The organism is uncultured Desulfosarcina sp. (assembly GCF_963664155.2).
Lineage (GTDB): Bacteria > Desulfobacterota > Desulfobacteria > Desulfobacterales > Desulfosarcinaceae > Desulfosarcina.
In genome coordinates this window covers 1,863,393-1,886,067 of the sequence record NZ_CAXXXH010000001.1, presented here as the reverse complement: position 1 = coordinate 1,886,067, position 22,675 = coordinate 1,863,393, and the positions used below count along the sequence as shown (strand labels likewise).

Annotated in this window: 23 protein-coding genes; 9 read left to right on the top strand and 14 right to left on the bottom strand. The window is 54.9% G+C overall.

Annotation, left to right across the window (positions count from 1 at the left end; genetic code table 11):
- Positions 1-100: 100 nt before the first annotated feature.
- The 11 genes from ACHZBS_RS08505 to uxx1 form a co-directional block, all read right to left on the bottom strand.
- Positions 101-1,627 (bottom strand): AMP-binding protein, encoded by a 1,527-nt coding sequence (locus tag ACHZBS_RS08505; protein ID WP_319406069.1) that lies wholly within the window; start codon positions 1,625-1,627, stop codon positions 101-103.
- Positions 1,628-1,773: 146 nt separating this feature from the next.
- Positions 1,774-2,166, bottom strand: coding sequence for a universal stress protein (locus ACHZBS_RS08500; RefSeq protein WP_319406068.1), 393 nt, complete (start codon positions 2,164-2,166; stop codon positions 1,774-1,776).
- A gap of 47 nt (positions 2,167-2,213) precedes the next feature.
- A complete protein-coding gene (locus tag ACHZBS_RS08495) occupies positions 2,214-3,032 on the bottom strand; it encodes an ABC transporter ATP-binding protein (RefSeq protein ID WP_319406067.1) in 819 nt (272 codons plus the stop codon).
- A 144-nt stretch (positions 3,033-3,176) separates the two neighbouring features.
- Positions 3,177-4,439, bottom strand: a complete 1,263-nt coding sequence (locus ACHZBS_RS08490) for an ABC transporter substrate-binding protein (RefSeq protein WP_319406066.1) — start codon at positions 4,437-4,439, stop codon at positions 3,177-3,179.
- Positions 4,440-4,554: 115 nt separating this feature from the next.
- Positions 4,555-5,649, bottom strand: coding sequence for a branched-chain amino acid ABC transporter permease (locus ACHZBS_RS08485; RefSeq protein ID WP_319406065.1), 1,095 nt, complete (start codon positions 5,647-5,649; stop codon positions 4,555-4,557).
- A 3-nt stretch (positions 5,650-5,652) separates the two neighbouring features.
- Positions 5,653-6,546 (bottom strand): branched-chain amino acid ABC transporter permease, encoded by an 894-nt coding sequence (locus ACHZBS_RS08480; protein ID WP_319406064.1) that lies wholly within the window; start codon positions 6,544-6,546, stop codon positions 5,653-5,655.
- The gene (locus tag ACHZBS_RS08475) at positions 6,546-8,477 is read right to left on the bottom strand and encodes an AMP-binding protein (protein ID WP_319406063.1); all 1,932 of its coding nucleotides are present in this window, start codon (positions 8,475-8,477) and stop codon (positions 6,546-6,548) included. The genes ACHZBS_RS08480 and ACHZBS_RS08475 overlap by 1 nt, the downstream gene beginning before the upstream one ends.
- On the bottom strand, positions 8,478-9,239 hold the full coding sequence (locus tag ACHZBS_RS08470) for an ABC transporter ATP-binding protein (RefSeq protein WP_319406062.1): 762 nt from the start codon (positions 9,237-9,239) through the stop codon (positions 8,478-8,480). It lies immediately after the preceding gene.
- A gap of 298 nt (positions 9,240-9,537) precedes the next feature.
- On the bottom strand, positions 9,538-11,079 hold the full coding sequence (locus ACHZBS_RS08465) for a PAS domain S-box protein (RefSeq protein WP_319406061.1): 1,542 nt from the start codon (positions 11,077-11,079) through the stop codon (positions 9,538-9,540).
- A 31-nt stretch (positions 11,080-11,110) separates the two neighbouring features.
- Positions 11,111-11,761: a TIGR00730 family Rossman fold protein gene (locus ACHZBS_RS08460; RefSeq protein WP_319406060.1), complete on the bottom strand. Its 651-nt coding sequence runs from the start codon at positions 11,759-11,761 to the stop codon at positions 11,111-11,113.
- Between the two features lie 94 nt (positions 11,762-11,855).
- Positions 11,856-12,074 carry a UXX-star selenoprotein family 1 gene (gene uxx1, locus ACHZBS_RS08455; protein WP_319406059.1) on the bottom strand — a complete coding sequence of 73 codons (219 nt, stop codon included), beginning with the start codon at positions 12,072-12,074 and terminating at the stop codon, positions 11,856-11,858.
- Between the two features lie 234 nt (positions 12,075-12,308).
- Between uxx1 and ACHZBS_RS08450 the strand changes: the two genes are divergently transcribed.
- The 5 genes from ACHZBS_RS08450 to rsmA all read left to right on the top strand — a co-directional run bounded on the left by ACHZBS_RS08450 (position 12,309) and on the right by rsmA (position 16,324).
- The gene (locus ACHZBS_RS08450; RefSeq protein ID WP_319406058.1) at positions 12,309-12,614 is read left to right on the top strand and encodes an HPr family phosphocarrier protein; all 306 of its coding nucleotides are present in this window, start codon (positions 12,309-12,311) and stop codon (positions 12,612-12,614) included.
- Positions 12,615-12,620: 6 nt separating this feature from the next.
- Complete coding sequence (gene ptsP / locus ACHZBS_RS08445; protein ID WP_319406057.1) at positions 12,621-14,399, top strand: phosphoenolpyruvate--protein phosphotransferase; 1,779 nt, start codon at positions 12,621-12,623, stop codon at positions 14,397-14,399.
- Between the two features lie 4 nt (positions 14,400-14,403).
- Positions 14,404-14,865: an SsrA-binding protein SmpB gene (smpB, locus tag ACHZBS_RS08440; protein ID WP_319406056.1), complete on the top strand. Its 462-nt coding sequence runs from the start codon at positions 14,404-14,406 to the stop codon at positions 14,863-14,865.
- Between the two features lie 77 nt (positions 14,866-14,942).
- On the top strand, positions 14,943-15,461 hold the full coding sequence (locus ACHZBS_RS08435; RefSeq protein ID WP_319406055.1) for a DUF2062 domain-containing protein: 519 nt from the start codon (positions 14,943-14,945) through the stop codon (positions 15,459-15,461).
- On the top strand, positions 15,458-16,324 hold the full coding sequence (gene rsmA / locus ACHZBS_RS08430; protein ID WP_319406054.1) for a 16S rRNA (adenine(1518)-N(6)/adenine(1519)-N(6))-dimethyltransferase RsmA: 867 nt from the start codon (positions 15,458-15,460) through the stop codon (positions 16,322-16,324). Before ACHZBS_RS08435 ends, rsmA begins: the two co-directional genes overlap by 4 nt.
- Before the next feature lie 47 nt (positions 16,325-16,371).
- Here the strand turns inward: rsmA and tsaA are convergent, their stop codons facing one another.
- A complete protein-coding gene (tsaA, locus tag ACHZBS_RS08425) occupies positions 16,372-17,103 on the bottom strand; it encodes a tRNA (N6-threonylcarbamoyladenosine(37)-N6)-methyltransferase TrmO (RefSeq protein WP_319406053.1) in 732 nt (243 codons plus the stop codon).
- A 212-nt stretch (positions 17,104-17,315) separates the two neighbouring features.
- On the opposite strand from tsaA, the gene ACHZBS_RS08420 reads away from it, so the two are divergent.
- Both ACHZBS_RS08420 and ACHZBS_RS08415 read left to right on the top strand, forming a co-directional pair.
- On the top strand, positions 17,316-17,993 hold the full coding sequence (locus ACHZBS_RS08420) for a tellurite resistance TerB family protein (protein ID WP_319406052.1): 678 nt from the start codon (positions 17,316-17,318) through the stop codon (positions 17,991-17,993).
- 116 nt (positions 17,994-18,109) lie between these two features.
- A complete protein-coding gene (locus ACHZBS_RS08415; protein WP_394707976.1) occupies positions 18,110-19,120 on the top strand; it encodes a TIGR00266 family protein in 1,011 nt (336 codons plus the stop codon).
- A 213-nt stretch (positions 19,121-19,333) separates the two neighbouring features.
- Here ACHZBS_RS08415 and ACHZBS_RS08410 read toward each other — a convergent pair whose 3' ends face one another.
- The gene (locus ACHZBS_RS08410) at positions 19,334-20,329 is read right to left on the bottom strand and encodes an alpha/beta fold hydrolase (protein ID WP_319406051.1); all 996 of its coding nucleotides are present in this window, start codon (positions 20,327-20,329) and stop codon (positions 19,334-19,336) included.
- 44 nt (positions 20,330-20,373) lie between these two features.
- Entirely contained in the window at positions 20,374-20,643 is a 270-nt protein-coding gene (locus ACHZBS_RS08405) for a hypothetical protein (RefSeq protein ID WP_319406050.1), read from the bottom strand.
- Positions 20,644-20,890: 247 nt separating this feature from the next.
- Between ACHZBS_RS08405 and ACHZBS_RS08400 the strand changes: the two genes are divergently transcribed.
- Both ACHZBS_RS08400 and ACHZBS_RS08395 read left to right on the top strand, forming a co-directional pair.
- Positions 20,891-22,267 (top strand): TrpB-like pyridoxal phosphate-dependent enzyme, encoded by a 1,377-nt coding sequence (locus ACHZBS_RS08400; protein WP_319406049.1) that lies wholly within the window; start codon positions 20,891-20,893, stop codon positions 22,265-22,267.
- Positions 22,267-22,530: a hypothetical protein gene (locus tag ACHZBS_RS08395; protein WP_319406048.1), complete on the top strand. Its 264-nt coding sequence runs from the start codon at positions 22,267-22,269 to the stop codon at positions 22,528-22,530. Before ACHZBS_RS08400 ends, ACHZBS_RS08395 begins: the two co-directional genes overlap by 1 nt.
- Positions 22,531-22,675 lie beyond the last annotated feature (145 nt).

Below are 22,675 nucleotides of genomic sequence, written 5' to 3'. Positions count from 1 at the left end.
AATCAGATTTATCACAGAAATTCAATACACATTGCAGCTGCCATTCCCGATGGTTACCGAGAGGGAGTATATGCTGTAGGCTTCAATCCAGGTGGGGCAGCTATTCTTTTTTTATCTGTTCCCCACTATATAGAGCCTTTACCGCCTCCCGATCGATGGTGCCGTTTTTTTCCGGAAGAGATTCCACGAATTGAACGTACTGGGGTTTTTTGTAGCGGGCGATGCGGCTGCCGACGAATTCCATCAACTCCCTTTCGACCAGCTGCCGGCCGGGGTTTAACACACATACCGCCTTGATGCCTTCCTTCCATTTGGGGTCGGGCACCCCAAACACGATCGTCTGAGAGACCGCCGGATGCTCAAGGATCACCTTTTCCACCTCCGCCGGATACACATTTTCACCACCGGGTTTGATCAACTCTTTTTCGGGCTTGCGACCGGCGTACCACAGGAAGCCGTCTTCGTCGAAGCGACCCAGATCGCCGGTGTGATGCCGCCCGTTGCGGAAGGTCTGTGTATTATCCGCGTCGAGATTCCAGTATCCTTTGAACACCATGGGGCCTTTGAGGGTAATTTCACCCACCTGGCCCGTCGGCACCGGGTGGTCCGCATCATCCACCAGTTCCACCCGCCCCATTGGGATCGGCCGTCCGGCTGAGCCGGGCCGGTCATCGTAGCGGCCCATGGTGGTGAGGCAGGAGGTCTCCGTCTGGCCGTACATATTGTAGAAACTGCCGCCGGTTGTCTTCTGGTAACGCGCGATGGTGTCCGGTGCATCCAGGCCCATGACCGACTGCAGCGAAGAAATATCGGCGCCACACTTTTCCTGTGCGTCGAGGATGGATCCGAGAATCGGCGAGAAATCGAAAAGTACGGAGACCTTGTGGGACTGGATCAGGTCCACCGCTTTTTCGGCGTCGAACTTGCTCATGTTGACATTCAGTGCCCCGGCATGAAAGGCATTGACGGCCATGAACAAGCCGCCCACGTGGAACAGGGGCAGCAGGTTCAGGTGGACGTCATCAGGCGACAGGCCGAAGCAGTAGTTGAGGTGCAGGCTGGCACACAGCAGATTGATATGACTTACCAGCGCCCCACGCGGCCGGCCGGCAACGGCTGCCGTGTGGATGATCACCAGGCCGGCGTCGTCAGCTACCGGTTCAACGGAGAGGGGTGCATCAATCATCAGCTGGTTGAAGGCTTCCAAGGGACCGGTATTGTTCAGGTTAAAAAAACGCCTGACCGAAGGGAGCCGATCCCGGACGCCTGATACGGCGTCGCCGAATTCATCATCGGCAAATACTACCGCCGGCGTGCAGTCGTTAAGGTTAAAGGCCATCTCATCGACGGAAAGGCGCCAGTTGATGGGCAGCACAATGGCCCCTAAAGCGGCAGCCGCACCATATATCTGGAAAAAGGCCAGGCTGTTTTTCCCCACGATGCCGACCCGGTCTCCGGTTTTTATTCCGGCTCTTTGCAGGCCTGAGGCCAGTCGGTCCACCTGCCCCTTGAATTGCCCGAAGGTTGTCGTCTCGCCGGTGTCGGCTTCGAACCAGGCCGGCCGGTTCCGGAAACACTGGGCGTTGCGACAAATCAAATCATAAAGGGAGAAATCATAAAGCCCCATGGTTCTTACTCCTTGTGCGGTCGTTAGGCGTTGCGTTGCATGCGGAAAAAACAGTCCACCGGTATGAGGTGACCACCCTTCTCGGACAGAGCCGCCTCATCAGTTGCGCGTCAATGGCATGTGCCGGATTGGTTTGCGGTCGCAGGTTACTTGATGGTGGTCACCGGACAGGCCGCTTTCAGAATTATGTATTGTGCCGTTGAGCCGAGTAACAGTTTCCGGGTCCTGGATTTTTTTTCGATGCCCACGAAAATCTGGTCGATACCGTTCTCCTGCGCAAAAATCACAATATCCTCACCCGGAGAAAGCCCTCTCGCCATCTCATGGACTTCGTGTTCCGCCCCGGCGTCCTCGAGCTTCTGTCGAACCCGCTTCAGCTCCTGGTTCACCCGCGCGATGTCCTCGGGCTTTTCGCTGTGTCCGCCTTCCATGCTGGTGATGACAAAAACCTTGGCCTTGAAGGTCGACGCATGCTTAATCGCCAGATCGAGGGCTGCCCTGGACTCTGCTGAACCGTTGTAGGCAACGAGAAACTTCATGATTGTATGCCCTTTCCCCATCGGCGAGACGCTGTCGTCCGGAACACCTACATCCAGCGCTTGCGCCGCTTATAGGACTTGACTTCTTTGAAGGATTTCCGTCCGCCGCCCTGGGTGATGCCCATGTAAAACTCTTTGACATCCGGGTTGTTCTTGAGTTCCCTGGACGGGCCCTCCAGGACGATCTTGCCTGACTCCATGATATAGGCATAATCGGACACCTGCAGGGCGATCTTGGCATTCTGTTCAACCACCAGAATGGTGGTGCCCAGCTCACGGTTGATGGTCTGGACGTTTTCGAAGATCTCTTTTACCAGCAGCGGTGCCAGGCCCAGGGAGGGTTCGTCCAGCATGAGCATGATCGGTGATGCCATCAGAGCCCGGGCAATGGCGATCATCTGCTGCTCCCCGCCGGAGCAGTACCCGGCCAGCCGGTTCGTGATTTTGGCCAGCCGGGGGAAGTGATCGTACATTTTATCGTGGTCTGCGCGAATTTTTTGAGATCCGTCTTTACGGGTGATGGATCCCACCCGTATATTTTCTTCCACCGTGAGATGTTTGAACACCCGGCGCCCTTCCGGGACCATGATTGCGCCAAGTTTGACCACCTGGGTACCCAGGACATTGGTGATGTCACTGCCTGCAAATTTGATATACCCATCGCGGATATAGCCGTTTTCCGGTTTGAGCAGGCCGCTGATGGCCCGCAACGTGGTGGTTTTACCGGCGCCGTTGGTGCCCAGCAGGGCGACGATGCCGCCTTGGGTGACATGCAGGCTGACACCGCGCAATACCTGGATGATATCGTTGTACACCACTTCAATGTTGTTGACTTCGAGCAGACTTCCGGATTTTTGTTTGTCCATAAGGCCGTTTTCTAATTCCAGGTGAAACCTTTTCGCCTTCACCTAATTAACTTGAGCGCAGCAAATCTTGCGCCTTCTTCTATCCGGCATAAGCGGTGTAAAAACGGCCGACCGGCCCGGACAGCCGGGCCGGTCGATGCCGATTTATTTAATTTTTCCCGTGTATTCCGGAATAAACGGTTTGCCCACTGATTTGAACTCTCCGTTTTTGACTGCATAAAGCTGAAGGGTGTCGACACCTTGCTTGTCGGTCTTGGAATAGGTTACCGGCCCTACTGTTGTCACCGGATAGAATGCGTTGATACCGTTCATTGCCAATAACTCTTCATAGAGGCTTTCTTTGGTAACCTCTACGCCTTTGGCTTTAGCCCGCAGGATGCATTCGGCAGCGACCTGGGCCACCATCACCCCATTGGCATAATTGTGTGAATTGGCCGCCTTTTCATCACGCCCGTATTTTTTGGCCAGGGCCAGTTGGGCATCCGTTCCCACACCAGGTTCGGATGTTACAATGTAGGATGTCGTCCAGTAGAAATTTTCCGCGGCCGGTCCTGCCAGGGACACCAGGTCGTTGCCGCCGGTGTAGTGGCATCCCAGGAAGGTAATCTTGCCCTCCTCACCAAAGGTTTTGGCGATCAGTCCAAGGCGGCTGGCATCCTTGAGCATGGTGGCCACCGGGGATTGAATGGTTTGGCTGATGATGTATTGAACACCTTTGCTCTCAAGTCGCTGCAGCATAGCGGTGTTGTCCAGGTCTTTGCCATGCTCGACCACTTCCACGATCTCCATTTTCAGGCCGGCGGCAACCGCTTTTTCCACATCGGAGACAGGCCCCCTGCCAAAGGCTGAAGGATGAATGTACATCGCCACTTTCGGGGTGTCCCCTTTGTGGTTTTTGACGATATACTCAGCCAGGCCGATAGCCTGGGCCGAGTAAGAGGCGATGGGTAAAAATATATAGGAGGACCCCTCCAGGTTTCCGGCATGGAAGGAAGCCGGAATAGTAGGCATCTTGGCTTCGTCAAAATCTTTTTTCAAGGCCATGGTGCTTCCGGTGGAATAATTGAGATAGAAGATGATGCCCTGGGAAAGGAAGTCTTCGAAATTTCGTTTGGTGACATCGGTCTTATACTGATCATCTCTGATTTCACATTCTATCTTGTCTTTTCCGAGGAGCTTCATGTCGTTAACATAATTGAAATAGTCTTCGACACCCTTTGAATAAGGGTCTCCTGCATCAGAGGTCGGTCCCGTAATGGCCAGTGAAAGGCCTAATTTGTAGACTTTGGCTTCAACAACCGCCTCTTTTTTTTCAACTTTTTCCTCTTCCTTTTGGCCGCAGGATACTATGAAGAGTGCAGTGACAGCCAGAAATACAAACAGTGACAACAAGCTCTTTTTTTTCATCTCTCCCCCTTAAATTTGAGTTTTGACTACAATTGAAAAATGGATCGCAGTTCGTTTCCTATGAAACACAGGGTCGCTCCGATATGTACTTAGGATCTGTCGAGAATCAAGTGGCTCAGTATCGGAACGGCCACAGTTTGGTGTACGAGCGTACAATGCGCCACCAGTTGGCGATCCCTCTCGGCTCAAACATTAAAAACAGAACGATCACCAGGCCAAAAGAAAAGGGCTTTAAAGCAGTGGCAAGATTCCAGTCCGAGGGAAATATCTGGCCGACTTGTTCGGCAAGGATTTCCACCTGGAGCTCGAGCGTTATTATCGCGGCCGGACCCCAGAAAGATCCGTTGAGTGTTCCCAGGCCGCCCACGATGGCCATAGCCAGATAGGTGATCGAGTGATGCAGGGTAAAGGATTCAAAACCAACCCCCCGGTATACATAGGCGTGCAGGGCGCCGGCCAGACCGGCAAAAAAGCCGGCCAGACCGAAGGCGTAAACTTTGGTAAGACCGGGGTGCATTCCCATGGCATCGGCGGCCCGGTCATTGTCCCGGACGGCGCTAAGGCAACGCCCATAACGGGTTCTCAGGAGGTTTCTCACCATGAATCCCGAAAGAACCACCACCACAAGGAGCACATAATACCAGAAGCGGTAGTGTTCATCCCGATTCAGCTTGCCGGTGAACCAGAATACCCGGCTGACAGGGATGGTCTGCCCCTGGTTGAAGAACTCCATAAAATTGATCGTCCACGAAAATATCATCTGGAAGCTCAAAGTGGCGATGGCCAAATAAAGATGTTTCAAGCGCATGGCGGGAAGCCCGACGATGGCCCCGAAAATTGCCCCCATCAGTCCGGAAAGAACAATCATCAGGGGCCATGCGTGCGTGATGATTACATGACTGTCACCCAGGGTTCTTGAAAACGATGCGACCGTGTATGCCCCGATACCCACAAAGGCGGCATGCCCGATGGATATTAAGCCGGCAAAGCCGGTGACGATGTTCAGACCGATGATGGCAACGATGGCAATGAGGATGTTGTCTATTACCAGCATGTACTTGTTGCTTACCGCAAAAAACACGGGCCAGACAAAAAGAAGGGAGAGGAAAAGGGTGAAGATGGTCCGATCCAAATGCGTAAAGAATATTCTCTGTTCGTCCTGATACGACGTGAAGTAGTTGCCGGTGGCTAACCAACGATTGGTTGACATGATCTATACCCGTTCTATTTCATGGATGCCGAAAAGTCCGTGGGGTTTGAAAAGCAGAATGATTAACAAAATAATATAAGGCAGCACTTCGGCGGTACCGTTGAGCCCCCAGTTGCCGTCCAGATAGCCGCTGGCAAACTGCTGGATCACGCCCATGATGATGCCGGCCACCACGGCGCCTAAAATTGAATCCAGCCCCCCCAGAATAACTACAGGAAAAACCGTAATCCCGAAGGCTTGCAGCGTCTCAAAATTAAGTCCGGTAATATTGCCGATGATGACACCGGCAGCGGCGGCACTCAACCCGGCCGTTGCCCAGGCGAGACCGAACACCCGTGGCACGGAAATGCCGACAGACATGGAGGCGAACTGGTCGTCCGATACCGCCCGCATGGAGATCCCCACGGTGGATTTTTTAAAAAACCATGAGAATCCGCCGATCATGATCACGGTGACGATTACACCCACCAGTTGGGTCCAGGAGATTGACACGCCACCAAATGATATCAGTGTTTGCGGCAAAAATCGGGGGAAAGAAAAATTTACGGAACCGAACGGCGTCAAAAAAATGATGCCATCGATGATGGACATCAGTCCGATGGTTACCATGATAACGGAGATGATCGGTTCCCCGATCAACCGGCGCAGAAATATCCGTTCCACGCTCATGGCCAGGAAAAACGTAATCACCATACTCAGTAGGAAGGATATATAAATCGGAATGCCCGCCATGCCGGTCAACGCATAGGCGATAAATGCACCGGCGGCAATAATTTGTCCGTGAGCGATATTCAGCACCTTGCTCGATTTATAGATCAGGACAAATCCCAGTGCCGCCAGGGCATAAATAGAGCCCACCACGATACCGCTGACCACCAGTTGAAAAAAATAACTCATCAGAACCCTTCCATGGTATAAAATGAAATTTTGGTTTTTACCGTGGTTGATTGTCCGTCCTGGTACTGGAAGAAGGCCTCGACCTCCTTTTCGCTGATGCGTTCATCGTAGAGGGCATCGTACAGGTCCTGGTATTTTTCCCGTACGAATTTCCTGCGAATCTTTCCCGTCTTGGTCAACTCGCCGTCATCCATGTCCAGAAGTTTGTATAGAATCGCAAACCGTTTGATCCTGAAGTGTTCTTTTTCGGCCCGAGAATTGATTTCGGCCACCTGCTCTTTGACCAGCCCCGCCACTTCGGGTTTGGCCGAAAGGTCCATATAGGTGGTGTAGGAGATGCCCCGGTCTTCGGCCCATTTGCCCACCACGATGGGGTCGATGTTGATCAGGGCGGCCACATAATCCCGTTTGTCGCCGAAGATGACCGCCTCTTTTATATAGGGGCTGAATTTAAGCTTGTTCTCCAGGAACATGGGACTGAACATCTCACCATTGGCATTGTGCATCACGTCGGCCAAACGGTCGATGACCACCAGGTGACCGTGTTCATCGATGTATCCGGCGTCGCCGGAGTGCAGCCAGCCGCCGGCAAGCAGTTCCTCTGTCTTTTCGGGCAGTTTGTAATAGCCGGGGGTTACCGAGGGCGATCGGGAGAGAATTTCCCCCTCTTCTGAAATCTTGCATTCGGTGTTGGGCAGGGGCTTGCCCACCGTATCGGGCCGCACGTCGCCGTCCCTGTGCATGTAGGCGATACCCACGATTTCGGTCTGGCCGTAGATCTGCTTCAGGTTGACGCCGATGGCCTGGTAGAAGGTGAACAGTTCGGGACCCAGGGCGGCGCCACCGGTATAGGCCCGTCGCAGACGCAGCAGGCCGATCTGGTTGATCAGGGGCCGGAACATTATCTGGTAGCCCAGCCAGGCCTTGAATCTCAGGCCGGGTGGCATTGATTTGCCCGACATGCGGTAACCGGCAGCCTTTTCACCGATTTTAATGAAATAATAATAGAGTTTTCGATTGAGCCAGTACGACTCGTCGATTTTGAGCCAGATCTGGGAGCGAATGGTCTCATAAATCCGGGGTGCGCCGAACATGAAGTGGGGACCGATCTCCTTCAGGTCTTCCATGGCCGTTTCCACCGATTCGGGAAAATTGATGGTGATTCCGGTGGCCATGGCCACACCAAAGGAGTTCATCTGTTCGCCGATCCAGGCAAAGGGCAGGAAAGAGAGATACTCGTCGGTATCCTCCAGGGGATCCGCTTCGGTAAGCTGCAACCCCATGCTGATAAAGTTTTTATGGGTCAGCATGGTCCCCTTGGACAACCCGGTGGTGCCCGAGGTCAGGCAGAGATGGCAGACCTGGTCGGGGGTGCCTTCATCTATCAGCGACTCATACAGATTCGGGTTTTGCGCATGGACGTCATCGCCGAGCCGGTAGAGGTTTTCGATGAAAACGAACCAGTCGTCTGACCGGTAGCCCCGCATGCCGCGGGGGTCTTCGTAGATCACGTGCTTGACCTCCGGAACCCGCTCGCGGATCTCGACGATCTTGTCGACCTGCTCCTGATTGTCGCAAAAGACCATGGTGACGTTCATGTAGGCCAGCAGCTGGGCGATTTCGTCCGGCATGGTGGTCTGGTAGATGGCTGCGGAAATGCCGCCCACCGCCTGAGCCCCAATGGCGGTGAACAGCATTTCCGGAATGTTGTCGCCGATCAGGGCGATGGCATCGCCTTTTTTCAAGCCGAGCTTCTGCAGGCCCAGCCCTGTCTTTCGAACCAGATGGTAATAGTCGTTCCAGGTGTAACTGTTCCAGCGACCGAATTCCTTTTCCCGCAAGGCGACTTTGTCGCCGGTGCTTTCGACGCGCCAGCGCAGCAATTGTGGAATGGTCAGTGACTGAAGGAGTTGCGTGTCTTTCTTGTCCAATTAATCTTCTCCGATGTAAGCCTCGATAACTTTTGGATTCGCAGCCACTTCTTTCGGTGTCCCCGATCCGATAACTTCCCCGAAATCAAGCACATTGATGCGATCGGAAATATCCATGACAACACCCAGATCATGTTCGACCAGAATGATCGTTGTCTTGCGCTCCTTTTTGATGTCCATGATAAATCGTACGATATCTTCCTTTTCTTCGATATTCATACCCGCCATGGGCTCGTCCAGCAGCAGCAGTCGGGGGTCCAGCGTCAGGGCCCTGGCGACCTCGACCCGCTTCTGAATGCCGTAGGCCAGATTGCCCACCGTGCTTTTGCGATAGGGTTCGAGTTCCATGAAATCGATGACATCTTCCACGTAGGCGCGGTTTTCGGCCTCCAGCCGCGAGGCCTTGCCGACGTAAATCATGGCCTGGAAGAAATTGTATTTCAGGTTGGTATGGCGGGCCAGCAGCAGGTTGTCGAGAACGGAAAGGCCTCTGAACAGTTCCAGATTCTGGAACGCCCGGGCGATGCCCAGTTTGGTCAGCTGATGGGGGGGGGCCTGGGTCAGGCGCTTGTCGCCATACCGGATCTCCCCTGATGTCGGGTGGTAAAACCCTGAGATACAGTTCAGGATGCTGGTTTTGCCGGCACCGTTGGGACCGATGATGGAAGTGATCAGCCCCGGCTCGATGGTCATATTTACTTCGGAAAGCGCATTCAATCCGCCGAAAGTCAGCGTAACGTTCTCAATGGATAAGGTGGTCATATAAGCTCAACCTGGTTTGTGTGACAGCTGAAGATGTTGCCGGATTCAATTTCTTATACCACGGCGATGCAGATTTAAAAAGAGCCCTTAATATTTCGCTTGATAATTAAAAATATAAATTGCATTCATAATATTGCTTAAATTCTCACTATCTATAATATTTATTTAAATTTAAATATGTTGGATTGATTTTCCTAAGGATTTATAGTGGCGGATGGATCCTTTGAAAATCATTATCGTTTTAACGAACAAGAATGTCAAGTTGATAAGATAGTAGGTAAATAGCGGGCAATAACCGCTATTCTTCATATGAGAGCAGGTGGGTTCTGAGATTGATTTTCTTGTTTTTGAGTCCCAGCTTGGTACGGATGTGGTGGCGGTGAAATAAAACCGTATTTTTTGAAATCAGCAGCAATTCGGCGATCTCCTTGTTTGTTTTGCCTTCTTTGATCAGGTTGGCCACGCGGATTTCGGTGGGGGTGAAGCTCAAATACCGTGAAGAGAGCTTGCTGATAAAGGGCGAAATAATATTGTCCAGATTGGACTGAAGGATTTCAAGCATGGTTTCCTGGTGGGGTTCCAGGTGCCCTCGCTTCAGGCGGACCAGATAGGGAGAAACCAGTTCCTTGACATTGGACAGAACATTTTCCTGCATCTCCCGTTTATCTTCTTCCCGCTTTTTGAGAAGCACCTGCAGTGCGGTGTTTACCTCTTCCAGATAACTGGATTGAGCCCTCAACGCCGCTTCCGCCCGCTTGCGCTCTTCAATCTGCTGTTTCAACCGGCGGTTGGTGTCGGCCAGTTCCGCGGTTCGTTCCTGGACCAGTTCTTCCAACTGGCCGTGGTATTGCTGGAGGGCATCTTCCGCCTTTTTGCGGGCACTGATATCTCTCAGGGTAACGATGTTGCCCACCGGTCGGCCGTTTTGGTTTTGGAACAAAGTGGAACTGATTTGAACATCGAGAACCCGACCATCTCTGGCTAGCCGTTTGGTTTCGAACATGGTGATCTTCTTGCCGCTGAGCATGCGATCAATGGCGGCTTTGGTCTCCGGCCAGCATTCTTCAGGAACGAAATCGATCTGTTTGCCCAGCAGTTCGTGGCGGGAGAGACCGAAGGTCTGTTCAAAGGCAGGGTTGACGTAGGTGGCCACGCCTTTCATGTTGTATGCGACAATAGGATCAGGAGAAGACTCAAGGAAAGACCGGTACCGCTGTTCGCTCTCACGAATGCGGGCCTCGGCCTTTTTCCTTTCGGCCAGTTCGCGGGTGACCTTGCTGTACAGGGTGGCCTTTTCCAGTGCCAGCAGCGCCAGCGCGGCGAAGCGTTCAAGGACAATTACATCCTCTTGGTCGAAGTGCTTTTCCGGATCCACGTGGGCCAGGCCGATGACACCCTGGACCTGATGGTCGGATTTCAAGGGGATGCCCACAATGCAGCGCAGGCCGTCGAGAGCCGGGTCGTTCAACCGCCCCGACCAACTGCTGTAATCCGCCACGAGCACGGGTGCCTCTGTCTGCCAGACACATCCGCCCATACCTTCGCCCTTACGGACGCACCGCCCCAGCTGTTCGGCAAAGAAACCCTTACCCAGCCGCATCTGCATCATCTGCTTATTTGGTTCCAAGAGGTAGATGTAGCCATGCTGGGTGCCGGTCAGAGCAATCGCGCGTTCGATAATGGTCTCCAGCAACTCCTCTTTATCGATCTTATCGAGAAGGCCTAAGGCGGTTTCGTGAAGGGCTCGCAGGGACGCGTTCTGGCGCTGGACCGTTGGATCGGCTGGATTTGTGGAGAAGAATTCCACGGATTCGGAGTCCTGCTGTGCTGAATTCGACATTGCCACGCTTGCTGACTAAAGGATGCGGTCGTCAGACGACCAGGATTTTTCGGACCGTGCTGACAATTTCCTCGGGGTCATCCAGAACCTGAATGATGTCCATGTCTTTGGGAGAAATCAGGGACTGGGCCAGCAACTGGTTGCGGATCCACTCCAGCAGGCCGCTCCAATGGTCGGTCCCCACCATGATAATGGGAAAGGGCCGAATTCTCCGGGTCTGCACCAGGGTCATCACTTCGAAAAGCTCATCCATGGTGCCGAAGCCGCCGGGCATGACCACGTAGGCGGCAGCATATTTGATGAACATGACCTTGCGGATGAAAAAATACTTGAACTCCATCTGGAGGGTTGCATATGGGTTGGGCTTTTGCTCGAAGGGAAGTCGGATGTTCAGGCCGACTGAGGTGCCGCCAGCCTCGGCAGCCCCCTTGTTGGCCGCCTCCATGATGCCGCCGCCACCCCCGGTGATGATCCCGAACCCGTTTTTGACGAAAAGGGCGGCCAGGGATTCCGCCTTTTTGTATTGTGGGTCATCGGGCTTGGTTCGGGCGGAGCCGAAGATGCTCACTGCGGGGCCCAAGTCGTGCAGACCCTCCACCCCTTCCACAAATTCCCCCATGATTTTGAACAGTCGCCAGGATTCTCCCAGCTTCAGATCGTCGATTAAAAACTGCTTTTCCATTCAGTCCTTCTTTTCTGTCGATGGCCGGAAGGGAAAGCCCTTTTGTGGCGGTTATCTGCTAATGGGCGGCGTCCCGCCGCCGGATTCAAACCGTTCACCCCTTCCCCTGAAAACCTACCGTCACCCGTTCATCCTCTACGATCACGGGGATCTTTCGCCGGCCCTTGGAGAGTACCAGCATTTTTTCCAATGCATCAGGATCATCGATCACACTGATGTATTCAACCGGTCTGTTTACCCTCGCGTAGGCCTCACGGGCCGCCGTGGTATGGGGTCACGAGTTTTTTCCGAAGATTGTCACCTGTGCGGTCATGGCCGTCTCCCATGGGCTAAGCATTGTATGGCCGTCGGTGAAAGGTTGCAGCGCATGCCTGAATTTATTGGCAATCAACATATCTTCACGGGCCGGTATTGTCAATGTTTACACATTGACATCAGTACCGGCGGTTGATAAATAAATTAGGTTCTAATAAAGGGATCATTCCCTTTTTTTGTTTGTAGGATAGCCCGGAAGGTCGGTTTTGACGGCTCTCTGCGGGCTTTTTAAATGGGTTGTGATTCATCAGACTATAGTGACAACGTGAATACCGCCATATCCAAAACTCTGCGGATCGTCAACGATCTCGGGCTGCATGCCCGATCCGCTGCCAAGCTGGCCAAATTGGCTGCAGAGGCTAGTGGCGGGGTGTGGATTATGAAAAACGGCAACGCGGCAGACGCTACATCCATGCTGGATATCCTGACGCTGGCCTGCCCCAAGGGCACTGAGATTACTATCAGTGTCGACGATGAAGCTGATGTGGATATCCTGGAGCACATTGCGGCGTTGGTTCGTTCCGGGTTTGGAGAATAATTGTTCATGGAAAATCAGGACCCCCAGGAAATCATCCTCAAGGGGATCGGCGGATCCCCTGGCATATGTATCGGCAAAGCTTACCTCGTGGATAAGGAGGGGGTGGATGTCGTTAAAAAGTATATTATCCACAAAGAATCACGATCCGCAGAAGTGGGCCGCTTCAAGACGGCGGTAAAAAAAGCCCGGGAAGCCCTGCGCCGGATCATCGATAACACGCCCGAAGAGCTTCGCCAACATGCTCAGATTCTAGAGACCCACATGCTGCTCCTGGAAGACAAGATGATCTACGACCGGACGATCGACGTGATCGAGAAGGAACGGGTCAACGCCGAGTGGGCGCTGAAAAAAGTGGTTTCCTTGGTAAAGCCCATGTTCGAGAACATGTCCGATGACTACCTCAAGCAGCGTGCCGAGGACATCACCCATGTGTCCGATCGAATCATGGAAAACCTGGTCGGTGCAGACCAGTTGAACATTGGACGTATCGACAAGCGGGTGATCCTGGTGGCCCGGGACCTGTCTCCGGCAGAGACCAGCCAGATCCAGCTGGAACGGATCAAAGGATTTGTCACCAATCGGGGCGGCCGGGATTCCCATACCAGCATCATCGCCCGGACGCTTGAGATCCCGGCGGTTTTAGGGGTGGGCAACGCCACGTTGACTATTAAAAACGATGATATCATCATCGTGGACGGCGAGGCCGGAATCGTGGTGGTCAACCCCACGGAGCAGACGCTGCTGGAGACCGAGGAGCGCAGGGAGCAATACGAAATTCAAAAAGCATTGATGGCCAGGAAAAGCCATTTGCCCGCCCGAACCCGGGATGGCATCCGAATTTCGGTCATGGGCAACATCGAACTTCCCGAAGAGGTGGTTTCCGTGTTGGATCACGGCGGTGACGGGATTGGGTTATACCGAACTGAATTTCAATACCTCAGCCGGCCTGATTTTCCCAGTGAAGAGATTCTGTTTGAAAACTACAAAGACGTGATTGATGTGATGGGAAAACAGCCGGTGACCATCCGGACGCTTGACATTAACGGCGATAAGGCGGTGAATTTCATCCGGAACAGTCACGAACTGAACCCGGCCCTGGGCCTTCGAGCCATCCGATACTGTCTCCAGAAGCCCGAAATTTTTAAAACCCAGCTTCGGGCCATCCTGAGGGCCGCGGCCTACGGCAATGTCCGTATCCTCATTCCCATGATTTCCGGTATCGAAGAGGTAGAGCAGGCCATAGATCTGCTGGATGAGGCCGCCCAGTGCCTGGAACAGCAAGGGGCGATCTACAACCGGGACATTCCCGTGGGAATTATGATCGAAGTGCCGTCGGCGGTGATCACCGCCGACATTTTGGCTGAAAAGGTCGATTTTTTCAGCATTGGCACCAACGACCTGATCCAATACACACTGGCCATCGACCGGGGTAACCGGCATGTGGCCCACCTTCACCAGCCGTTGCATCCAGCCATCCTTCGGATGATCAAGCGAACCTGTGATGTGGGCAGGGAAAAAGGTATCAAAACCTACATGTGCGGAGAAATGGCCGGTAAACCGCTTTTTGCCCCCATTTTGCTTGGGCTCGGGGTAGATGAACTGAGCATGAACCCCCAGGCTATCCCCATGGTCAAGAACGCCATCCGTTCAATTAATGCCGAAGATCTGCGCGACTTTATGGATGCGGTGATGCGCATGACCACCGCTGATGAAGTTCAGGACCTGGTGGAGCGGCACTTCGGCGCCGTGGTTTCGAAGATCGAGCCCGAACAACAGGAGCAGTAACCCCGTGGAGAAAAACCCGATCAAAGTGGTGGCGGAAAACCGAAAGGCCCGACACGATTACATTATTGAAGATAAGTTTGAAGCCGGTATCGTGCTGGCCGGCACCGAGGTTAAATCCCTGCGCATGGGCAAGGCGAATCTCAAGGATTCATACGCCCGCATCAAGAACGGGGAGGTCTTCGTTTATCAGATGCATATCGGCGCCTATCCCTTTGCCTACTTCGACAATCACGATCCCTTGCGTCCCAGGAAGCTATTGCTTCACAACTACGAAATCAAAAAGCTCTATGGCAAAGTCAATGAAAAGGGCTATTCGCTCATCCCCTTGAGACTCTATTTCAAGGCCGGCAAAGCCAAACTCAGCCTGGCCCTGGCCAAGGGCAAGCAGAGTCACGACAAACGTGAAACCATCCGGCGCCGTGACCAAAAGCGGGAGTTGGATCGAGAACGAAAAAACAATCGATGATCCCGGAAACAGAATTATACCCGGAAGTTCCGACGGGGACGTTTCGATCCATAGATGCAGGAACGGTTGCCAGAACCATGAATTCAAAACGTGTGCGATACAAGAAAAAACCGCCAGTTTTTACGGGCCCTCGGGAACGCTTCGGTCAGATGCTGGTCCGCATGCGACAACTGGAAGGCAGCCCCCACAATCTCGCACTGGGCATGGCGGTGGGTATTTTTGTGTCTATCACTCCCATTATTCCCCTGCAGACCATCGTTGCCGTTTTTCTGGCCTTTCTGCTCCGGGGGAGCAAATCGGCAGCAGCCCTGGGTACGTGGCTGAGCAACCCGCTCACCATCCCTTTGGTTTACTATGCCAACTACAAGTTGGGGTGCACGCTGCTGGGATACCAGAAAACACTGGACAGCATCGCCTTTGATTCTTTTTCCCAATTGATGGGATTGGGGTTGGAGGTCACCCGGGCCATGATCGTCGGCGGTGTGGTCATCGGGGCAATTCTCGGCGTAGCGGCTTATTTCATCACCTTTCGCGTATTCATTACCATCCGACGCCGGGCCCGGCCGGTCGATACCGGCTCAAGGTCGCTGCCATGACCTCGCCGCGGGCGCTGCTGACGGCCTGGAACATCCAGGCCAAAAAGCAGCTGGGGCAGAATTTCCTCAACGACCCCAACGTGGCCAGGGCCATCGTGAATAAAACCGGTATCACCGGTGACGACGTGGTGCTGGAGATCGGGCCAGGTCTGGGGGCCATGACCGTTCCCGCTGCCGCCGCTGCCCGCCGGGTAATTGCGGTGGATAAGGACGGCCGGATCATCGATCTGCTCAGGACGGAGCTGCTGACCGCCGGCATCGAAAATGTCGAGATCCGGGAAGCCGATATTCTGAGGGTGGACCTGGAGGCGACCGCCCGTGAGGCCGGCCGGCCGCTGGTGGTTCTGGGAAACCTGCCCTACAATATTTCATCCCAGGTTGTCGTCCAGTTGATCCATGCCAGAAGCCGGATCGATCGGGCGGTGCTCATGCTGCAGAAAGAGATGGCTCAGCGTATCTGCGCCGGTCCCGGATCCAAGGACTACGGCCGGCTGTCCGTCATGCTGGGGTATTGTGCAGACACCCGGGTGCTGATGCAGGTGCGGGCGCCCCTTTTTTTTCCTGCCCCCAAGGTGGATTCAACCGTGGTCGGCATCCGGTTTACCGGTCCACCTCCCTTTCCGGCCGATGACGAAGTCCTTCTTTTTCGCGTGGTCAAGGCGGCTTTTGGCAAGCGGCGCAAAACCCTGAGAAATGCGTTGTCTCAGAGCGACCTCAACCTGGAGGCCGGAACCTGCGAACGGCTGCTTACGGACGCTCGAATCGATCCCATGCGTCGGGCGGAGAGCCTTTCCGTTGCAGAATTCGTCCGCTTAAGCAATGTCATCGGCAAGGATGCACTTCCTCACCGGACAGGAAGGTGACGCGCTGCCCTTCGGTGGTGTCTTCAAAACGATCCTCGACATCTTTATTATTGCATATGCGATGGGTCGAGAAATTTTTCGATGGTATGGACGATAATCGTGGTCTTTAGAACCCTCCAACGAACATTGATGCCGTAAAGCCTTACGCCGTATTCGCTTTCTGTCGAGCGTTTGCCGATGTAGGCGGGTCGGGGGTCGGCCCTGAGCACCTGGTTGACCAGGTCGCAGAATCCCGGATAGGTTTTTTCGAGCAGCATACCGGCCTGCAGGGCATTTGGCGTAAATTCGATGGACAGCGATGATCGGGGGGGATCGGCGGCAAATCCGCCGACCGCTTCCTGGATAATGTCTGCATAGGGAAGGTAGGGCTTGATGTCCAGAACAGGGGTCTGATCCATGATGTCGATGCCGGAGAGATCCAGAACCATTTTCCCATGGTCCCGGCGGATGCTTTCCAGAACCACGCTGGACATGCCGATGGGGTTTGGCCGAAATCCGGATCGTGTGGCGAAAACGCCGATACGCGTGTTCCCGCCCAGCCGTGGCGGTCGCACCGTGGGTTGCCACTTCCTTTTGCCGATCCCGTGGAAGACAAAGACAATCCACAGATGAGAAAAATCCTCGAGCCCCCTGAAAGCTTCATCCCGATCATAGGGCGGCAGAATTTCCAGGGTGGCCCGGGCGGCAGGCACCAGCCCCGGCTGCCGTGGAATGCCGAATTTCTCGCTAAAGCACGAATGGACAATGCCGATCGGGCTGAAGCCAAAACTTGTATCCATTGAAGTGCTCCTGCATGGCAGTTTCTTGATGGGCGTTTCCCCGAATGTCTTTCGTTTGTAGCATAGCATGATGGCCTTGAACAGCGGACAATCCATGCCAATATTAGTGCTTGACAGGGCTTTGACCCTCCTTCAGAATTCGGTTCAGCGGCCAGCGTGGGTCTGCCGTTACCGATGCCTTTCATATGACTTTCATTTACGGGGAGACAACGATGTTTAATCCGGAAAAGCTACTCGGCGGATTGATTCGCAGCAGCACCCGGGGCAGCCGGGGTGGTCTCGGGGGTCTGATGTCCGGCGGTGCAGCCCTGGGCATGTTGGGTGTGGCCATGGAGGCGGTGGAACATTTCATGAACAATCCCAAGGGGGCAAGCGCACCATCCCAGGGACCCGGAGGGCCGCCGCCCATTCCCGGTTCTGCACCCCCGTCGCCGCCGGTCATGGGTTCTTCCTCGGCCGCTTTAAAACCGCCGCCACCCCCGCCGATGCCGGGACGGCCGCCGCGCGTTCCCCCGGCACCGGCGGCCGTCGAACCTGCCGGCAACCCGGAGGCGGTGCTTCTCATCCGGTCCATGATTGCGGCGGCCAATGCCGATGGCGTCATTGACCAGACGGAGCGGAACCATATTCTGGAACGCCTGCAGACCATTGATCTTTCGCCGGAGGAGCACACCTTTATCGTCCGCGAACTGCTTTCGCCGGTGGACCTGGAAACCATTGTGGGCGGCGTAACCTCCCCGGAAATGGCCCGACAGGTGTACACCGTATCGCTCATGGCCATCGATGTGGACACTGAAGCAGAACGCCGTTACATGGACACGCTGGCCAGTCGGCTGGGATTGGATGAATCGACGGTTGGACAAATCCAGCACAGCCTAAATCCACAATAATGGTTGGTACAACGGATTTAATGGATCCAGGGTTCGAGGAATTAAGAAAAGAACAGGAATCCTGACCCCTTGACACTTCGGATCCTTGAACCCTTTCTTTAAAGGAGGCACCCTAAATGACCCAATGGTATCTGAGCTTTGACGGTAAGCAGGTGGGCCCCATGGACCTGTCCCAGGCCATCGGCCAGGCCCGGCAGAATTCCAACGGTTTTGCGTGGCGGGACGGCTTTGCCGAATGGCAGCCCATCGCCAGTATCGCCGAGCTCAATCCGGCACCCGGTGTGTCGGTTCCCGTACCGCCGCCAGCCGCTTTTTCCCGTGCAGGCGCGGACGAAATCGACTTCAAGATCTTCGGTGCCGAGATGCAGTTCGTGGAGGTGGAACTGGACCCCGGCGAAAGCGCCGTGGCAGAAGCCGGCGCCATGATGTACAAGGACAGCGCCATTGACATGCAGAGTGTATTCGGTGATGGGTCAACGCCCTCCGGCGGTGGGGGCGGATTCATGGACAAGCTCATGGGGGCGGGGAAAAGACTGCTCACCGGCGAAAGCCTTTTCATTACCGTGTTCACCCACACAGGCCAGGGCAAGGGCCACGTGGCCTTCGGCGCCCCTTATCCGGGCAACATCATTCCCGTTCCCTTGACCAGCGTCAATGGCTGCCTCATCTGCCAGAAGGACAGTTTCTTGTGTGCGGCCAAGGGGGTTTCCATCGGCATCTTCCTGCAGAAGAAAATTCTCACCGGTCTCTTCGGTGGCGAGGGCTTCATCATGCAGAAACTGGAGGGAGACGGCATGGTTTTCGTTCATGCCGGCGGTACCGTGGTCGAGCGCCAGCTCAAGTCAGGGGAGGTGCTGGATGTGGACACCGGCTGCATCGTGGCCTTGGAGAAAACCGTGAACTTCGATATCCGCCAGGCGGGCAACATCAAGACGGCCCTGTTCGGCGGCGAGGGACTCTTCTTTGCCACCCTCCATGGGCCGGGCAAGATCTGGCTCCAGTCCCTGCCATTTTCGCGCTTGGCCGGCAGGATGCTCCAGGCCGCTCCCCAGCGCGGCGGCAGTCGGGGTGAAGGATCCATTCTGGGATCGCTGGGCGGGCTTATCGATGGTGACAACCGGTTTTAAACAGAAGTCCTTTCAAAAATGTCTTTGGGTCCAATCTTCGCGTTGGTGCTGCCTTTCAATTCCTCGACATACCCACGTATGCCTGCGGATTGAAACGCGGCACCGCCTTGACATTGAACCCCAATCCTATTTTTCAAAGGGCTTCTATCCATGGAAGGATTTAGGAATTCAAGGATTAGGGGATTGGAAAAGCGGTGGGGCGCCGCCAATTCCCTAATCCACAATGCCCTGATTGCCAATTCCATTTTTTTCGAACACCTCTTCCATCACCTTCTCATACCACCCGTTCAATCGCCACCCTTCCAGAAAGCCGTTATGTCCGCCATGGGGCTGAACGATCAGGCGGGTCGCAGCGCTGGTGTGCAGGTCGTAGAAATCTTCCACGGGAATGATGGGGTCGTCTGCGGCGGTGAGGATGGTGGTGGGGAGGGCGATCCCCTGAAGGTCATTGTTGATCAGGGTATACCCCTTGAAATAAGCGCTGGCATTGTCATAGGTGCTGTACCGTGCCAAAAGCCGTTCGGTCATCTCACGGATATTGTCCACGTCCATGATGCCGGAGAAGTCATAGTGCTCCGGGTAGAGGCGCTGTTTAATGGCAAGAGACCGGCGCCATTTTTTCAGAAAGTATTTCAGGATGAACCGGCTGTTGTCGATGTGGTCGGTGGCTTTGTCCGGATCCAGCACCGGGCTGATGCTGAATACCTGCTTCAGACCGTCGATGGGGTGTGTGGCGCAGCGCCTAGCGATTCGAAGGACAAAATTGCCGCCAAGAGAGAATCCGGCAAGAAACACCGGGTTTCCGTTTTCCGCCTCACTGATCTGGCGGACGGCATCGAACACTTCGTCGAGGAGCACCGCGTAGAATATACCGGTGTTCAGATGGTGGCTGGGGCCGTGGTCCCGCAAGTTTAGGCGGAAGACATCAAAACCGCGGCTGAACAGGAAACGGCCCGTAGTGCGTATATATGTGGATTCCGAACTGCCTTCCCAGCCGTGCAGCAGAATAGCCAGGCCTTTGTGGTGAGGGCGGGGCTGACGGCTCATGAACCCCAACAGGCGCACGCCTTCAACGGTGGTGAGGATAACCTCCCGGGCAGCGTCGACCATGGGGTTTTTACCCCAGGCGCGCAGGCCGGCGCTGGCCAGCGCGGTCTGGACGCCGGCCGGCTTGAGCAAAAAAGGCGGGTTCAACGTTCCGGATTCCATCGGCGGGCCGTTCCTTGCAATTGTTTCCGATCGGAATATCGAGACTATGCATCCAGTTTTTTCAGGGCTGCAGCCATTTCTTCTTCGCTGATTCGGTGAAGCATTCTACGGGTGCAGCGGGGGCAACGGGTCCCGGAGAGATCTTCCGTGGAGCGGGTGAGATGGCCGCAGTTCATGCACTGCCAGGGATCGCCGGCGCTTTTATCCCTTGCCGCGGCGTCGATCAGCGGTGCCATGCAGCCGTTTACCCATGTGAGCATGCCCATCCCCAGGAGGCCTGACAGCAGGCTTTTTATAAAACCCCGTCGATTCATTGTGTTCTCCGTCTTTTTGCCATTATGTTGTTGAAAGGTATCGGTGCGGGTAATAATCGTCAATACCAATTTCTTTTCCGGCGGTAAACCCCTCAAATAGAATAGTCAGGGCATTTCTATTGACAGAAACACGATTTGCAGCGTAAAACCAATTTTCCTGATGGTGCCGGCATTTTTTCTGGTTGCGCTGCCCGCTATTGCCGTAAAGGGTGGCGGGTCTTTATTTTTTCCCCAAGGAGGAACGTGCATGAAACCCAAGAGCTTTATCCTGTCCAAAGATGAGATTCCCAGACAATGGTACAATATCCTGGCGGATATCAAGATGAACCCCCCCCTGGGACCCGACGGCCAACCGATCAGCCCCGATATGCTGGCACCGGTGTTTCCCATGAATCTCATTGAGCAGGAGGTAAGTTCGGAGCGCTGGATCGACATTCCCGAGCCGGTTCTGGATGTACTTTCCATCTGGCGGCCGGCGCCCTTGACCCGGGCCACCGGCCTGGAAAAAGCATTGGGTACACCGGCGAAAATCTACTACAAAAATGAAGGCATGAGCCCTCCGGGCAGCCACAAGCCCAACACGGCCGTGCCCCAGGCATACTACAACAAAGTTTTCGGCATCGAGAAAATCACCACCGAAACCGGTGCCGGCCAGTGGGGCAGCGCGCTCTCATTCGCCTGTTCCCAGTTCGGACTGACCTGCAAGGTCTACATGGTGCGCATCAGCTTCGACCAGAAGCCCTACCGCAAAGCCATGATGGAAACCTGGGGCGGCAGGTGCATCGCCTCCCCCAGCAATGAGACCAAGGCTGGTCGGGATGCCCTGACCAGAGACCCGAACACGCCGGGAAGCCTGGGCATCGCCATATCGGAAGCCGTTGAAGCGGCGGTGAGCGACACTTCCGGCAAAACCCGTTATTCTTTAGGCAGCGTGCTCAACCATGTGATGCTCCACCAGACCATCATCGGCCTGGAGGCCAAAAAACAATTCGAGATGGCCGGCGACTATCCGGACATCATCATCGGCTGTGCCGGTGGCGGCAGCAATTTTGCCGGCCTGGCATTTCCATTCGTCCTGGACAAAATTAACGGCAAGCAGATCGAGATCTACCCGGTGGAACCCAAGGCCTGCCCCACCATGACGCGGGCACCTTTTGCCTATGATCACGGCGACACCGCCGGGTATACGCCGCTGCTGCCCATGCACAGCCTGGGACACAACTTCGTGCCGGCGCCTATCCACGCCGGCGGCCTGCGCTACCACGGCATGGCGCCCACCGTCAGCCAGTTGATCAACGAAGGGCTGCTCACACCCAAATCCGTGGGGCAGATGGCCGCCTACGAGGCCGGTGTCCTGTGGGCGCGGACCGAAGGCTTCATTCCCGCGCCGGAAACTTCCAACGCCCTGGCCCAGGTGGTGGAGGAAGCCCGCAAAGCCAAGGAAGAGGGCAAAGAGAAAAGCATCGTGGTCAACTTCAGCGGGCACGGCCTGCTGGACCTGGGGGCCTACGACAAATATCTATCCGGGGAACTGTTCGATTACACGCTGGACGATGCCGAGATCGAAAAATCTACGGAAATACTCAAGAACTATCCCAGACCCCAAGATCTGAAGAGCGTCTGATGGACCCGGAACGTCTTGAACGGCGGTGCCCCCGGCTGGGCGGCGACGTGGCCTTCGGCTACTGCAAGGTCTGCGGCGAGGGGGAAACGCCCTGCTTCAAGGTGTTTGACTGCTGGTGGGAACGCTTCGACGTGGTGGCGCACATGCAGGCGTACTTGCCCCCGGAAGCATTCGCTGCGCTATCCACCAACCGTCCCCAGCCGAAAGTGACCAGCCTGGTGGACCTGATCCGCCAGGCTCAGGAACGGGCCTCAAAGGATTGACAAGCCACTGCAAATAAATAAAACCGGCGGCGCCTGAATCAAAAGCGCCGCCGGTTTTATTTGCAATATCCAACCGTACCTTCTTAAGATCGGCATCCCTGGCTGATATTGACAATTAACTATTCCGGTAGGTTAGTCGAAATCC